This window comes from Methylocystis sp. Uni0008 (assembly GCF_056838045.1).
In genome coordinates, this window is the sequence record NZ_CM166370.1 from 548684 (window position 1) to 563011 (window position 14328).

At 62.4% G+C, this 14328-nt stretch carries 15 protein-coding genes; all 15 read right to left on the reverse strand.

Annotated elements, in window-relative coordinates; translation table 11 throughout:
• Window positions 1-184: 184 nt before the first annotated feature.
• A complete protein-coding gene (locus AC0X69_RS02745) occupies window positions 185-841 on the reverse strand; it encodes a hypothetical protein (protein WP_482611054.1) in 657 nt (218 codons plus the stop codon).
• 30 nt (window positions 842-871) lie between these two features.
• Window positions 872-1477 carry a hypothetical protein gene (locus AC0X69_RS02750; RefSeq protein WP_482611056.1) on the reverse strand — a complete coding sequence of 202 codons (606 nt, stop codon included), beginning with the start codon at window positions 1475-1477 and terminating at the stop codon, window positions 872-874.
• 14 nt (window positions 1478-1491) lie between these two features.
• On the reverse strand, window positions 1492-2952 hold the full coding sequence (locus AC0X69_RS02755; RefSeq protein WP_482611058.1) for a terminase large subunit domain-containing protein: 1461 nt from the start codon (window positions 2950-2952) through the stop codon (window positions 1492-1494).
• Window positions 2953-2957: 5 nt separating this feature from the next.
• Window positions 2958-3248 (reverse strand): hypothetical protein, encoded by a 291-nt coding sequence (locus AC0X69_RS02760; protein ID WP_482611060.1) that lies wholly within the window; start codon window positions 3246-3248, stop codon window positions 2958-2960.
• The gene (locus AC0X69_RS02765) at window positions 3245-3790 is read right to left on the reverse strand and encodes a hypothetical protein (RefSeq protein WP_482611062.1); all 546 of its coding nucleotides are present in this window, start codon (window positions 3788-3790) and stop codon (window positions 3245-3247) included. Before AC0X69_RS02765 ends, AC0X69_RS02760 begins: the two co-directional genes overlap by 4 nt.
• A gap of 138 nt (window positions 3791-3928) precedes the next feature.
• Window positions 3929-4594 (reverse strand): recombinase family protein, encoded by a 666-nt coding sequence (locus AC0X69_RS02770; protein WP_482611064.1) that lies wholly within the window; start codon window positions 4592-4594, stop codon window positions 3929-3931.
• 386 nt (window positions 4595-4980) lie between these two features.
• On the reverse strand, window positions 4981-8655 hold the full coding sequence (locus tag AC0X69_RS02775) for a hypothetical protein (RefSeq protein WP_482611066.1): 3675 nt from the start codon (window positions 8653-8655) through the stop codon (window positions 4981-4983).
• Window positions 8656-8717: 62 nt separating this feature from the next.
• Window positions 8718-9230, reverse strand: coding sequence for a hypothetical protein (locus AC0X69_RS02780; protein WP_482611067.1), 513 nt, complete (start codon window positions 9228-9230; stop codon window positions 8718-8720).
• Complete coding sequence (locus AC0X69_RS02785; protein WP_482611069.1) at window positions 9227-9442, reverse strand: hypothetical protein; 216 nt, start codon at window positions 9440-9442, stop codon at window positions 9227-9229. Before AC0X69_RS02785 ends, AC0X69_RS02780 begins: the two co-directional genes overlap by 4 nt.
• A gap of 35 nt (window positions 9443-9477) precedes the next feature.
• Complete coding sequence (locus AC0X69_RS02790) at window positions 9478-10152, reverse strand: hypothetical protein (protein ID WP_482611071.1); 675 nt, start codon at window positions 10150-10152, stop codon at window positions 9478-9480.
• Between the two features lie 106 nt (window positions 10153-10258).
• Window positions 10259-10516 (reverse strand): hypothetical protein, encoded by a 258-nt coding sequence (locus AC0X69_RS02795; protein WP_482611073.1) that lies wholly within the window; start codon window positions 10514-10516, stop codon window positions 10259-10261.
• A gap of 53 nt (window positions 10517-10569) precedes the next feature.
• A complete protein-coding gene (locus AC0X69_RS02800; protein WP_482611075.1) occupies window positions 10570-11112 on the reverse strand; it encodes a hypothetical protein in 543 nt (180 codons plus the stop codon).
• A gap of 106 nt (window positions 11113-11218) precedes the next feature.
• A complete protein-coding gene (locus tag AC0X69_RS02805) occupies window positions 11219-11392 on the reverse strand; it encodes a hypothetical protein (protein WP_482611076.1) in 174 nt (57 codons plus the stop codon).
• A gap of 220 nt (window positions 11393-11612) precedes the next feature.
• Window positions 11613-12233 (reverse strand): hypothetical protein, encoded by a 621-nt coding sequence (locus tag AC0X69_RS02810; RefSeq protein WP_482611078.1) that lies wholly within the window; start codon window positions 12231-12233, stop codon window positions 11613-11615.
• A gap of 72 nt (window positions 12234-12305) precedes the next feature.
• Window positions 12306-13505, reverse strand: a complete 1200-nt coding sequence (locus tag AC0X69_RS02815) for a tyrosine-type recombinase/integrase (protein ID WP_482611080.1) — start codon at window positions 13503-13505, stop codon at window positions 12306-12308.
• Window positions 13506-14328 lie beyond the last annotated feature (823 nt).

Below are 14328 nucleotides of genomic sequence, written 5' to 3' on the forward strand. Positions count from 1 at the left end.
CGAGCGGTCGCGTGGCGAAGATGGAGCCACACGACGCGAAGCCCTTTGAAATGTCGCCCCGCCGAGCCACGCGACTGTGAGCGGCTCGGCGGGACTTGCCGCGTCCCCACTCCTGTAGGGAGCGCGCGGCGCGAGATGCTGGGCGCGTGAACGAAAGGACGAATCCTGCGACGAAGGTCATGGATCAGCTCACCTTCAACGTCGTGTTCGCATCGCGCTTCAACTCGGCAAACATCGATTTGATCGGCCGCGCCGCCGGACGATCTCGCCACGACGCCCCGATCAACCAACTGTCGGTCAAGAAACTGTCGAGCCGCTTGCGCAAGTCGCTGCCGTGATCGATCGCGCCGGCAATCGCAGCGATCTTGCCTTGCATGTCGAGCACTTCGTTGCGCAGCGCTTCGCATGCGGCAAGCAGCGGGGCGACGTTCATTTCGGCGCCGACGACGCGTCTTGCGGCGCTGTCGGTCAGGTGCTCGGCAAGATCAAGCGCCTGCCGGCGGGATTCGATCGCTTCTTCGCTTGTCGTGCGCGCGGCGTTCCAAACGGCGACTTCGGCTTGCGCCGCGTCGAGCTGCTTGCGGAGATCGGCGACGGGAGATTCGACAAGAACGTCGAGTCCGCCGGCAAGGTCCGCGATCAGGCGATCAGACGACGATTGCGGACCTTGCTCGATGTCTTTGATCTCTTGCTGAATCGACGTGACGCGCGCGCTCGCCGCGAACCAGCGTTGCGTCGCGGTTTGCTGCGCGCGGCGGGCTTCGTCGAGGCTCGCTTGTGCGTCGCGTTGCCGATCGATGGCGGCGGCAAGCTTCTCGCGTTCCGGGCTTTGTGCGTTCATTCAACGTGCTCCGTCTTGTTGATGTCGGACTTAAAGCGCCTGTCCGATGCGCGCGGCGCCGGGATAACGCTTGAAAAACTCCTGCGCGTTGGACTGCGAATGTCGCGGCGTCTCCGGCCGAATGTCCGGCTCAACTTTGATTCGCATTGCGGAAGGGAATCTCGCAGCGAACGCGGATATTGCCGCAGCGTCTTCGGCGACGTCAGGCTTGATCTCGCTTCCGTCAGGATGTCGGCGGCCTTTCTTCTGATCGTTCTTCGCGCCTGTCGTCGTCGTCGTGCGCATCAGAAGTTCATAGACGTGGCGCAATTCGTCCGGCGTCAGTTTGGGTTGCAGGAAGGTGAGGACTTTCTTCACAATCTCGTCGGGCATGCTCATGTTCGTCGTTCCTTCTTCATCGGCAATCGCCGCGTGCATTCGCGCGAATAGGTCTTTCGTGTTCGCGTCCATCGCCAGCTCGCCATGCGTCAGGCGCGCCGCATACGCGACGATCTCGCCGAGCTTGGCGTCGATGTTTTCGTCGCTTACGCCGGTGAAGCACGACAGAAATTCGACATCGACGCCTTTGCGGAGTCGTGGACGCAAATAGGCGGACAGTGCGCGATGCGCGCGTTCGACTTTCTTGTTGCGGACCATGGGCGTTTTCCTTCTCAAACAAGCGCTCGCCGTCGCAGCGCATAGGCCGTCGGCTGGCCGGCCATTTCGATCATGCGCTGCGTAGGACGAAATCCGGATTTGCGTTTCGTGATCAGAGACAGCGCTGCCGCATTCGCGCAATCGTCGTGACCGCCGCGCGGGTGGTCGACGCGATCTTTACCAAGCGTGCTTGTGCGCCGTTCGAGTTGCGCGAATTGCGTGACCAAGCGTTGATTGTCGAGCAGTCGCACTTTGCCGGCGGTGAAGAGCGGCATGCAGTCGAGATAGATTTGCGATCGATCACGCTCAGAATGCGTGTAGCGGACGCCGTGCTCAGCAAACGCGCTTATCACCCAATTCGCGGCGTATTTGTCGCCGACAGTCGAATGCAGGCCGTAAGACTTGAGAACGTCCGCAACATGGCGCGTCGCGACGCTCGGATCGAATGGCGCTTTGATTTCGACGACGCAATCGAGAACTTCGACGCCGTCTTCGGTATGCGAAACGGCGCAAGTGAAGGAGTCCTTCTGGCCGCCGGACGGATCACATCCGCTTCGATAGATGATGCGCCTATTCGAATTCATGACTGGCGGTCTGACCGTAACGCCGGTGTCTCGCGCCGCTTCTATCACTTCGAGCGGCAACCATCCGGCGATGTCGTCGCGCCACTCTGCAAACCATTCGGCGCGGGCGGCGGCGAAATCGTCTTGAAGATCGCGTTCAATCTCTGCGTCCGACAATGTCGGATTAAGCTTTTTGGATTCGGCGCGAATGACGAGGACATCATCGTCGTTTTGTCCGAAGTGCTTCGTGAATTTGCGATAGAGCAAACCGGATTTCTTGTAGGGCGAGGAAATGCCAATCAAGACGCTGCCCGGCACGCGCGCCAATGCAGGACGAATGGCGCGGTAAGTTTCTTCATCCGGCGAAGCGCTTTCCTCGGACCTGTAGAACGCGCATTCGTCGAGCACGCAGGCGAGCATCGATCGTCCGCGAATAGATCGGAAGCTGTTTGTCGCGATGCTGATGTCGACACCGTTATCGAGTTGCAGGCCGTCCGCCGTCTCGCGAGTGACCGTGCGCTTCAAAGCCGGAATGTCGTGAAAGAAGCTGCGGATGTAGCCCTTGACGATTTGCGCTTGCTCGCGATCGACGGCGATAAGGCCGACCAGCGCTCTTTCTCCCGGCCGCAGCTTGCTCGACGAGCGATCGAACATCGCCGCGATATAGGCGACGATCAGACTGGCGACAGAGTCCTTGCCCGCGCCTCGCCCGCAAACGGCCCAAAGCTCTTTGACGGGCCGCGTTGGCGGATCACGCTCGGCGACGCTGCGGAAGAATCGAACTTCATCGTCAATCATCGGCAACGCGTAGGCCGCTTTGAGGACGGCGCGCCAACCGTCCCATGACGAGCCTCGAAACCATGGCTCGAAGAGCGCGTCGGAATTCATCGCGGTGACAATGTCGAGGGCCATCGTGATCAATGGCCTCCGGTTGCCGGGCGCCATTCGGCGAGGGCCTGATCGATGAAGGATCGTGCGGCGCGAGCGCGGTGTCGCGTGACCATACGCCGATGAAGCAGGCCGGACCGATCGGGCTTGCGCCACGCCGAGAGATTGGCCGGCGGCAGTGCCGCGCATGCCGCATGCGCCAGACTGGCCTCGGCGCGGGCCGTAGCGAAGATCGTGATGACGCGTGCGAGATCGTCGTCTCGCCATTGCGCGATGGCCTCGTCGAGGTCGGGGAGAAGTTCGGGGCGAGAAGTCGTCATTCCGCCGCCCCTTCCTCGATGAGGGCGGCGTCCTGCGGCGGAGAGGCGTCCTGCGTGCGCGAAGAGGGCTCGCCCGATGCGGTAGGAGCTGCGGCCGGCTTCGGGCTCTGTGTGGCCTTCTCTGCTTCGCGTTGATGGCGGGCGATGATGTCGGAAAGCGTCGGCTCGACGACACGCGAGACGCGGTCAAGTCCAAGCGTTTCGCTGATTCTGCGGATATGGCCCGACACGCGGCCCAAGGCGTCAATGTCGACGGTCTGATCGCCTTCCGCGAGTCGAACCTCAAGCCGCTCGGCTTCGATCGTCAAACTTGCGACGCGGCGAATGAGCCCGAGCTTCAATTCGGAAAGCGAAGACGCGCCGCCAAGGTCGTCGCTCAACATGACGACAAGGTCGCGATATCTGCGCGCCCAAGCTGAGCGGCCGTCGGAATTGAGCAAGGACCGCGTCGAGAGGCGCTTGCCGGAAAGGCGCGCGTTCGTGACCTTCGACCGAGCCGTCGGTTTGAAAAGCGTTGGCGTGGCGTCGTTTGCTTGCGACATGCCCGTGAATATAGGGCTTCCTTGGTAGGTTACCAACCAAGGACTTGCTGCTCAGGACGTGGCCGATCGCGATGCGGCGATGGCCGTCGCTCTCAGGACGTGGCCGTCAGGCGATGATGTGGGCGATGGCCGTCGCTCTCAGGGCATGGCCGCGAGCACGCGGGCGACTTGCGTCTCTCGCCACGTCGACGCGCCGCGCGCCGTCCGGATGCCGCGCTCCGTCAGCGCGCGAGCGATGCCGCCGAGCGATACGACGCCGGCTTGACGCAGCTCATCGATGACAGGCGCGAGATCGGCGGCGCGGGCCGCAGCGATGGCCTTCCGCCGGGCTGCCGAGCGCTCACGGGCGACTTGCGACGGTAAGCCGCCACGGTAGCCGCCGAGCCGCACGCCGCGCGCCTTCGCGGCCTGCAACGCGGCTCGCGTGCGTTCCGAAATCGCCTTGGCTTCATGCTCGGCGACGGCCGCGAGGATGTGAATCGTCAAGCGATTCGCCTGCGGAAAGTCGACAGCGACGAAGTCAACGCCGGACTCCATCAAGTCCGAAATGAAGTGCACGTTGCGGGCGAGACGATCCAGCTTCGCGATGATCAGCGTCGCGCCATGCAGGCGGCATAGGCGCAGCGCCTCGGCGAGCTTCGGCCTGTTGGCGCGTTTGCCGGATTCAATTTCGACGACTTCCCCGACAAGCCGATCGGCGGCGCCGAGATAGGCGCGGACGGCCAATTGCTGCGCTTCGAGGCCGAGCGCCGAGCGGCCCTGTTGCGCAGTTGAGACGCGGTAATAGGCGAGGAAGTTCTTCACTCGCGATAGCCTTTCATTGGTGACGACGAGCGTTGACAGAAATGTAAGGCGTATTTGGGCGAGGCGCAACGGCCCTTCGCGGGTCTGCGTTGCGGCCCCGGCGCAAGGACTGGCGAGGATGTTCGAGAGGGGAACGCCGAGAGGTGGAAGGGGTGCCGGTAGGATTGGCGTGGACTTTAGGAGTCGCGGGACGTGTTGGCCTGAAGGAAAAAAGCGGGATTCGAGGTGTTCGCGTGTCCCTCGCTCATAGGGCTCTCCGCGCGGCGACGTGCGTTGCGCTGATCTTTCGCCCTCCGCCGCTCCCATCGCCCTCGCCGTCAACCCCTCCACAGCGCGCCAGCCGAGCCCGTGGAGCGCGTTTTCCGCCTCGTGAGCTACTCCCATCCTCATGAAGCCCGACGATCGTCCTCGGGCTTCTCCAACCATTTGCGAGCGATGCGGGCGCGCTCCAACGCCAGTTCGATCGGGGACGGAAGATCGGCGAACGGCGTGATCGGCGGTTCGCGGGCGTCAGCCTCGAAATACGCCAGCGGCCCGAGCATTCTTTCCAGTTCGGCCTTCGGATTGGAAACGACGGAGCGGACGGTGGTGCAGCTTTTGAAGCGCTGTTTAGGTCCAGCCAATTTGTAGCGGATCGAACACGGGGACATTCCCCTATTAAGAATATAAGAAGCTTGACTATTGGGATCACTATAAGGGGTTTGTCCCCGTGTTCCTGACCGCTGCAAAGCTTTCTTCGCGGCCTCCACGGTCGGCCATAATCCCGGATAAGCCTTGAACGCGTCTGTTGGGCTCTCAAAGGCGATGCCGCCCATGGCGAACATCGTGTCCTCGGGACTGGCCCCATAGAACGCGTTCGCATCAAAGAATCCATCGATAGGCAGCCCCGGCAGCGGCGTGTCGTTCAGAAGGATGATCGTCGCCTGTCGATCGGCCGTTCGGCGAATTGGCCGCAGCCGTCCAATCGCCTGCACCAGCTCGCCTTCACAGATACGCGCCCGATGCAGTTCGCCGATCGCGTCGGGATGCCGGTCGGCCTCGACGGCGATAGCCCCAAATCCTGCGCTTTGCGGCAGGCGGACGATAGTTGACGTCGGCTGCTGCTCATACCAACGCAGCACCTCGGCCGGCCGTTCTCCCCGGACGGCCCCGGCGATCTTCTCCACGGCGTAAGGCGGCGGCAGCGGCCGGCCGACGATGATCAGAAGATCGAAATCGGCCCATCGATCGATGCCGGCGATGGCGTTGAAATTCGCCGCTTCGATCGGCGGTGGCAGATCGAGCAATTCGATCATCTCCTTGTAGCCGATGACGAGCGTCTGGCCGTCATGACGTCGCGCCAGATTGATGAGATTCACGCGCAGCGCGGCGCGATTGTTCGCGCGTCTAAGATTTTCCGCTTCAAAGTCTTCCGGCGTCATATTCCTCGACTCCGCCTCATGCGGCTTCATCGGGACCAGCATCGACTTCGCAGATGAGCGGCCAACCGATTTCAAGATGCGCGCAAACGGCGCATCGACGTCGATCGCATCGAGTTCGACAATATTCGGAAACATCGGTCTCACACGCGCGGCGTCAAACATCGCGTCGATCAAGAGCGTCGGTTTGCGAAAGTCAGGATGGATTTTGCTGTAGCCGGCGACATGCAACTCGCGCCCTGTCGTCTTCATACCGTCAAACACCGACAACCGTCCGGAATATTCCGGGCCGTTCTCTCGCAACAATTCGGCGATCTCTTTCCACATACGCGCCATCGGTTCGGCCGAACGATTGGCTTCGATTCTGAAAAGATCGTCGCCACGATAGACGCGTCGCCATTCGGCCTGCGCCGCCCACGCGGCGTCGCGCTCTGTGATTCCCGCCTGCTTGAGCGTCGAGGCTTTCAACCAACCATACGCCGCCCGGTTCAGCGCATGCTTCAACGAACTGCGCAAGTTTTGCAGATACTCGGCGTTGCCGCGCGACATCTTCTCCGGCAGCGGCGTCGCGCCCGGCGCTAGTTCGGAAACTTTCACGATCACTTGATCATTATCCCCGACGCCGCGCAGTCCCGCCTTGTCGGGGCTTTCATCGATCACGACAAGCTCGACTCCGGCGGCTGGAAACGGGCGCGGCATGCCGCCAAACAACGTTTGATGCGCAACGATCCAAAGATCGGCGCGCTTCTTATACTGCGCCCTATACGCGCAGACGTCGCGATGTTCGCAGCTTTTGCAAACGCGGCCTTCAATATCCTGTTGCTGTTTCTGCGCTTGGCGCACGGCGTCGAGAGCGCGGCACATTTTCTCCCCCGAGAAGTCCGGCGCGTCGGCCTCGCGCCCACGCCATACCGCCGCCCGCAACCCCCCGGCCAGTCGGCCTATCTTCTCGACGGTGTGCGGCATGTCCCCGGCTTTGCGCGCCCGCTCTTGCAACGTCGCGGTTTTCTCGACGACGATCGCATTGAACCGCTCCTGCAACTCCGTCGACAATTTATGCGTCGGCACGGCCAACACGATGACACGCCGGCCGCGTTTGCCGCGTCGCCTGCGAATAGTAAACAGCGCACGGAAAATTGCGCGCAGCGCGATCTCGCTCTTGCCGATTGCGACGGTCGCGCGTTGGCCTATCGTCGGCGGCTCGCCTTGTTGCGGAGTCCATTGCAGGAAATCGTTGATCGTCGTCCGCACGGCGGCGGCCAGTTGCGCTTGGCCTTCTTCGAACGACATGAAGTCGACTTCGATCGGAGTCGCATTGGCGATCGACGGCCCAACGGTTTTTCCAGCATTCGCTTTCGGATGCTGATAGCCGATCGGATTTTCGCGCGAATATTCGAGGCCGTCGATCTCGCGGCCCAGTTCGTCGCGTGTGGCGTAGGGCGGCGCGCATTTCGGCGACCAGAGTTCGAACAACAAGTCGCCGGCCTTCTCCGGCGTGAGCCCGATGTCGAGCAAGCGCATAAATACGGCGACCGCCGCGTCGTGGCGGCCCTCGCCTTGCACGCCGCCCGGCGTGCTCGCGAGATATTCGTGGGCCGCTTCGACGGCGACGTCGTCGTCCCAAAGATGCGCAAACGTTTCGTCGAGGCCGTCAGACTCGGCGGCGGGCTCTTCGTGGGGCGCCGGCTCCTTTTTGGCCTTCTCGGTCTCCTTTGTCCCTGCCTTCTCGGTCTCCTTTGTCCCTGCCGTGCGCTCCTTCGACTCCGCCCTCTTTACTTTGGCCGTCTTCGGTTCGGCCGCCTTTGGTTCGGCCGGCTTCTTTTGGCGGGGTGGTTTTTTGACTTCGAAGAATTCCTCCGGCGGGACTTCGACGGCGCCCCTGCCGGGAATGACGACGAGCCGACCGTCGGGCAGCGGGTCCATGCTCGGGTCTTCAAAGACCGGGTTCGCCGTGTAATTACAGCCGTTCGCCGAAAGCGGGGTTGTGTCGACTCGCGGTTTTTTGCGGCCGGGGGGTTTCGTCAACTTCATCCAGAGGCGAAACTGAGTCGGCGTCAGCGCTCGCGACAGGCGCACCCAGCATCGAAATCGCAAGCCCGGTTTGCGGAGATAGCCGGACGACGCGACGCACACCATCTCGACGTCCTGAAACGCCTCCGGCAATTCCGCGCGGGCCAGCAACGCCGCCGCATGCAGGTCGTGCCGATCGAAGTCTTCTGGCAGCGCGACGTCATGGAGATCAAGATCAAGCAGGTAGACGAAGCGGGGCGTTTCAAGCAATGACGCAGGGGCGTCGAGGCGCGCTTTTTGCAGTCGCCGCACCCACCAACCCGGCCTGACATGCGGCGCAATTGCGCCATAGGTGATGCACTTGTTGGCGTGACGCGCCAGCTCTTTCGCCAATGCGACGATCTTCGCCGTTGTGCTGACGTCGCACGTATCCACGATGATCTTATAGGCCAGGTCGTAATCCCGATCCCGACCGTTTGCGAAGACGATCTTCGTCAGCATCGCTCCGTCAACCGCCGCGACGACCGTCAGCGCGTTCGGGTCGTCGGTCTTGAGTTTGCCGAGCACGGAACGGTTGAGCGGCGGCGGGGTTGGAATCGGGAACGGCTTCGTGGTATTTTTGATGTGCTTCATCTGATCTCAACTCAGAACGCATTGGAGCCGCCGCCTTTGCAGAGGCGGCGGCTTCGTTCTTTTCAGGAGCCCGATTGCGCAGCCGCCGCGTAGATTGCGGCCCGCCGCATCGCCCGTTCGAAGTCGAGCGTGCGATCGTTGCGCCTCTCGACGAGAAGCTCGTCGGCCAACGCGCGCAGCTTGTGCTCATCGTGTTCAAGCGCGGTCATTCCCGGCGCTTCGTCCGGCGATGGCGCGCGGATCAAGCAGCGCCGCCGCATCTTCGGGCCGAGCCGGCGGACCAAGGTCCATCGCACTTCCCACTCGTCGAGCGGACAATCGCGATCGGGATCGACGCCTTCCGCCTCCAGCTCGCCGTCATAGGTCCGTCGCAGTCGATGGTTGCGATCCGGGTGGACCAAGAACCACAAGCGATCGTCCGCCTGCCATTCAGGCTCCATAGGGAAGCGCAGGATGACTAGGCGATCGGCGGACGTTCGTGTATTCCTTGCGCCGTCGATCTTGCCTGCCCGGCTTTTCGGCTTTTGGGGCCTGCCGGTCGTCGCCGGCGGGCTCTTTCTACGTTGCGCTTTCATTTCACGGTCTCCTTCAGGATGGCGCGACGCGCCAACGTCGCGCGATAGGCGTCGAGATCGGCCCGCCGGATGAAGTTCCGGTTGCGGATTTTCCAGATTGGCGGGAAGTCGCGATCTCGACGCGCCCGGCCATAGACGCCGTTCGCCGAGCGCAGTCCGATGCCGAGCGCCGCCGGGTCGCGGAAGATCGGAATGAAGTCGTCTGGCTGCATGGCGTCGCCTCACGGATCGTGGACCGGGCGACGATCTACAGATCACACTTTTTCAGGGGCTGCGTGCGGAAAATATTCGTCAAATAATCGGGCGACGCGTCGGCTGGCGCGAGCAGGCGTCGCGCGAGCCCGGCAAGCGCAGCCTTCGGCATTCGCTGCGGCCGCAGAAGGATCGGCTCCATCACTTCTTCGAAATACGCGCTCTCGCCGGCCATCGCCGCGAGGTGCTGCGCAAGCCAACCGTCCTCGACGCGTCCCTGTAGGCAGATGGCCCACGCGCGGCTCATGCAGGCCAGCCATCGCCTGTCCTTGTCGATCACGGAGGCCGTCCGCGCCCGGCGCAAGGTCCGGGCCATGTCGTCGGCGCGCGGCCTGAAGGCGTTCTTGTGCCGCCAGCGGCCATCGTCGGCGACGGCGCGGCTCTCGGCCGGGTCCATGGCGACAAGGAACGGTTCGCCGCGCAGCATGGCCTCAAGGTTCTCGCGCGTCTCCACGACACGGCCGTAACGTAGTCCGGCGAGCATCACGGTCAGGCCGCGTTCGCTCATGTCGATGTCCGGCCGATCAAGCGCCGCCTGCATGAAGGCGAGCGCATGCCGGTCCTCGCGTTCGGCAAGCGGTTTTCCCGGCCGGCCGCGACGGCGCAGCGGCTTTGGCGCCTTGGTCTTGCGCGGGCGCCCGCGCGGCCGTCCTGTCGGCTTCGTGGCCATGCGTGGCCTATCGCCTCTTTCGGCCGGCGCTCTTCCTTGCGGGCTCCCCGTCGTTGGGGATCGGGCCGGGGGCGAAGGCCGCGATTTCCTCGTTGATCATCACGGTTTACTTTTCCAGCGCGTCGCGAATCTTCTGCGCTGCGACGCCGATGGACGCCGAATGAAAATCCAGCGCCGCCGTTTGCATGAACGCGCCAACCAACGCTGGATTTTGTTTTGCATAACCCTTGCCGAACTGTTCATCGATATCGCGAACGGCGGCCGTGAGATATTCGTGGGCCGTCATGCTTGCCTGTCGCATCAAGGTTTCCCACCCTGCGCTGATTTCGTTGCCGAAGAACGCTTCAAAGGTCGAGGGTTTCATTGTCGGTCCTTTCCTGTCCTTACAACTTCCGGAAGACGTCCATCATCGAGGCGCTAGCCGAAAAGCTCACGCGCCAGTTTCAGCCGGTCCTCGTGTCGGCGCCGGTTTTCGAAGTCCATTCGCTTCGCAATCGCCTTTTTGCGCCCCGCTTCAAGCTGCCACTGCCGCCCGAACCGGGATTCGCGCGCCGCGCGCCAAACCGCCTCGACGTTGATGTTCGTCGGGCCATTGTTTTCCGCGATGACGAAAGTCGCGATTTCACGCGGCGAAAACGAGAACCATGTCGGCGCGCCCGCAATTTTCTTGGCGCGCCCTTCCGCCGCGTTGCACGCGCCGCAAATGAGCATGCTGGCGAACCGCGCCGGCATGCCGTAATCTCTTGCATGATCGTGGTGATTATGCAGCCCGCACGTCCAACCGACAGCGCCATACGAGATTGCGTTGCTGCCCTTACGTCGCCCCCAGCGCATGATTTCCCGCTTGTTGCGCCGGCAACACGGGCAGCGCCAGTCGTCGGCGGTTGCGCGCCACGTCACGCGACAGTGCAGACCGTACGCGGCGTATTCGTCATCGGTTGGACGACGAACGCCCGTCATGGATTCCGCTTTTTTTTGCCCGAGGCGTGAGCCCCGCGCACTTTTCGTGCCTCGGTCTGGTAGGCGCGCAAACCAAACTCGGAACGCTCAAACGCTACGCTCATCGTCAGTCCTCGCCGAGGACTTCGCCAAGCCGCACGCCGACGCGGCGCGCCGAAATGCGGACGATGCGGGGCTTGCCGGTTCGTTGTGATTCACGCCGGAGCGTGTCAGGGTGCACCCCGCGCAACCGTGCGGCCTCTTTGATGCTGATGATGCGGCGACGTTCGACGGCGCTCAATTCGATCTTGTCGCGCTCTGATGCGGGGGATTTCAAAGGCAGCTTCCTCATGCAGGGAAACTCGGCTCCGCGCCGAGGTCTGCCGACAGAGGTAAGCGTGAAAATTTCCGCCGTCTTTTCCGCCGTGCATTTTTCGGCGGAAATAGAAATCGATTGATGTCGATGATTTTATTGAGCTTTCCGCCTGTTCGGACGGCGGAATTAAAAGATTTCGGCGGAATTAGCCGGCGACGGGGCGAGGCCGCCGGCCGCGCCTCGCTTTCGGAATGCGGCCCGCGCTACGCAGTTCACGCAGCCACTGGCGGGTCACCTTTACGCCGAACTGTTCGACGCTCGCCGCAAGCTGTTCGGACTCGCTCATCGGTCCACGCGCTATGAGATAGTCGACGATCGCGTCTTCGCGCCTTCTGGCCGGGCGCGTTGGCCGCGCGGCCGGTTGCGCGGGCTCCATGGACGTCGGACGGCCGTTCGCCAATAGCCATCGGCTGACGGACGGCAACCAATCGCCATAGGTCTCCCGCACGCTCGCGAGCGTGACATAGAGCCGGGACTTGCCGCGCTCGAAGATCAGAAGGCGCTTGAGGAAATCGACGGACGATCCGGCGGCGAGCGCCTGCGGATTCAGCTCGCGTTGTTCGGGCTCCCGCAAGCGTTCGTCGAAGAGGACTTCGACAGGATGCAGATGTCCGAGTCGAAGTTGCATCTGCACCTCTTCGAGACGGCCCCAAGAGACGCCATCCTCGTCGGTCAACGCCTCGGCTTCCTGCTCAGGAGTCATCAACTCCGCCATCAATTGGCGGATTCCGATCAGGTCCGAAAGGCGGTAGAATTCCTTGTCCATAAACGCGGTTCCTTCGCGTTGTTGGCAGGGCCGATGCGGCGTTCCAGCGCCGCATCGGTCCGTCTCTTTTGATCAAGCTCTAAGCGGGACGACGTTGTCGCGGCCTTCGACAGTGCGCATGACGAAGTCGGCCCACTTCGCCAGCGCCTTCCGCTTTTCCTCGCGATATTGCGCGCGGTTGTAAACGCCAGCGACGCCGGCCTTATGGCCGCTGATGTGAGCCAAACACGCTTCGACAATATGCGGCAGCACGCCGAGTTGGTCGTGCATGATCGTCGACATGCTTCTGCGAAGATCATGAAGCGTCCATGGCGGCATGACCGGCTTGCCTTCCTCCTTACGTAAGTCGGCAATGCGCGCGTCGAGACGGGCCTTACAGGCGGACCAGCCCGAGAAACCGCCCTTCCCTCGCCCGAACACGAAATCGCGATCCTCGTCGCGCTGGCGGGCTTGCAGAATGGCCAGCGCCGGACCGCTCAGCGGCAGATCGAACGGCTTGCCGTTCTTGGTCCTGTCGCCCGACAAACGGATGAGCGCCGCGTCGAAATCGACTTCCGTCCATCGCAGCGAGCCCACCTCGTCGCGGCGCATGCCGGTCAAGGCGAGCATTTTGAGAATGGCGCCGTAGTCGTCATCTTGGAGCGCCCGCCAGACGTCACGCAATTCATCGGGAGAAAGCGTGCGCTCCCGCGATTCGGGTTTGGGTGGCCGGTTGGTCTGCGCGACCGGATTGGCGTCGATATGGCCTCCCCGCATCGCCCATGTGAAGAAGGCGCCCAATGTCGCGTGCGTATGAAAATGATTCGTCGTCAATCCATCGATCAGATTGGCGATGTGGCCCCGGTCGATCTTGCGCAACGGCTCACGATGCAACGGCCGGGCGTGAACCATAAGGTGACGTTCGACTTCGGCATAGGAGCGTGGGCGCATTTCTCCTTTCTGGTAGTCGAGATATCTCTGCGCGATGGCCTTGAAGGTCTCGGCCGATTGGGCGCGGGCCTCGGCCTTCTCCGCCGCCGGGTCGCCGCCGAGCCGCACGCGCGCCTGTAGATCGGCGGCGATCTTGCGCGCCGCTTCGAGGCCGAGCGCCGGGAACGTCCCGAAGGTGAGCCGGCGCTGTTTACTGCCAAGCTTATACTGGAAGACCCATGTCTTCGAGCCGCCGGCCCGAAGCCGGAGCCCGAAGCCGCCGAGGGCGTCATCGAAGACGATTGACTCGGACTTGTCGGGCGGCAGGGTGAGCGCCGCGACGGACCTTGTCGTGAACTTCATGGTCGCCCTTGGGAAGACTATGGGAAGATTTGGGAAGCTGTTTCGTGCTCCCCGCTGCTCCCCACATACTGAGAGTAACCGCGCTTTTCAAGGGGTTTGCGCCGTTCTTGCGTCTTCCCGCAGCTTCCTGCATATACTCTGCTTCGGGCTCCAAAACCGGGGGTTGGGGGTTCGAGCCCCTCCACTCCTGCCATTGCATCAGATAGTTCGATCCTCGATCGAAACATCTAGTCCCCATTTTTGATGTCGAGCCGCCATCGCGGGGAAGACCTGCGCTTTAGACTTTCATGGTCGCCTGTCGCCGCGGGCTCTGTGCTCTTCCAGCAAATAAAACAAAAAAAAACGCCCCCCCGTTACATCCACGGCCGGGGCGTCTCGCATTTTCGCCGTCTCCGCCTTTTTGACTGGAGTCCGACTAGTATTGGTCGTAGCAACGACGGACCCCGCCCGACATGGAACAGCAGCGTTGGAATGGCTCCTTGAAGCGATTGCGCCAATTTTGACAACCTGTCCAACTGTCGGCGGCGGCGTCTCTTGCCGAAACCGGTATGCGTCGTCCTGACCCTGGCAAAGGCACCTCACTGTTTCGCGGCCGGCGATTTGGCCCGTATCCGACGCTTGGACGCGCGTTTTGATAGTAATATTGCGCGACGGTGAAACCCGACCTAGCGCCGCTGTCGGTCGGCTGCGATCTTATTGCGGCAGAGGGCATGGCCTCCGCAACGAAAACGGAGGAGTCGACCAACATCGAGGCGACGGCGAACAGATAAGGTGCGTAGTTACTTCGTATGCAGATCAGCATCATTATCCCCCATTTATCAGA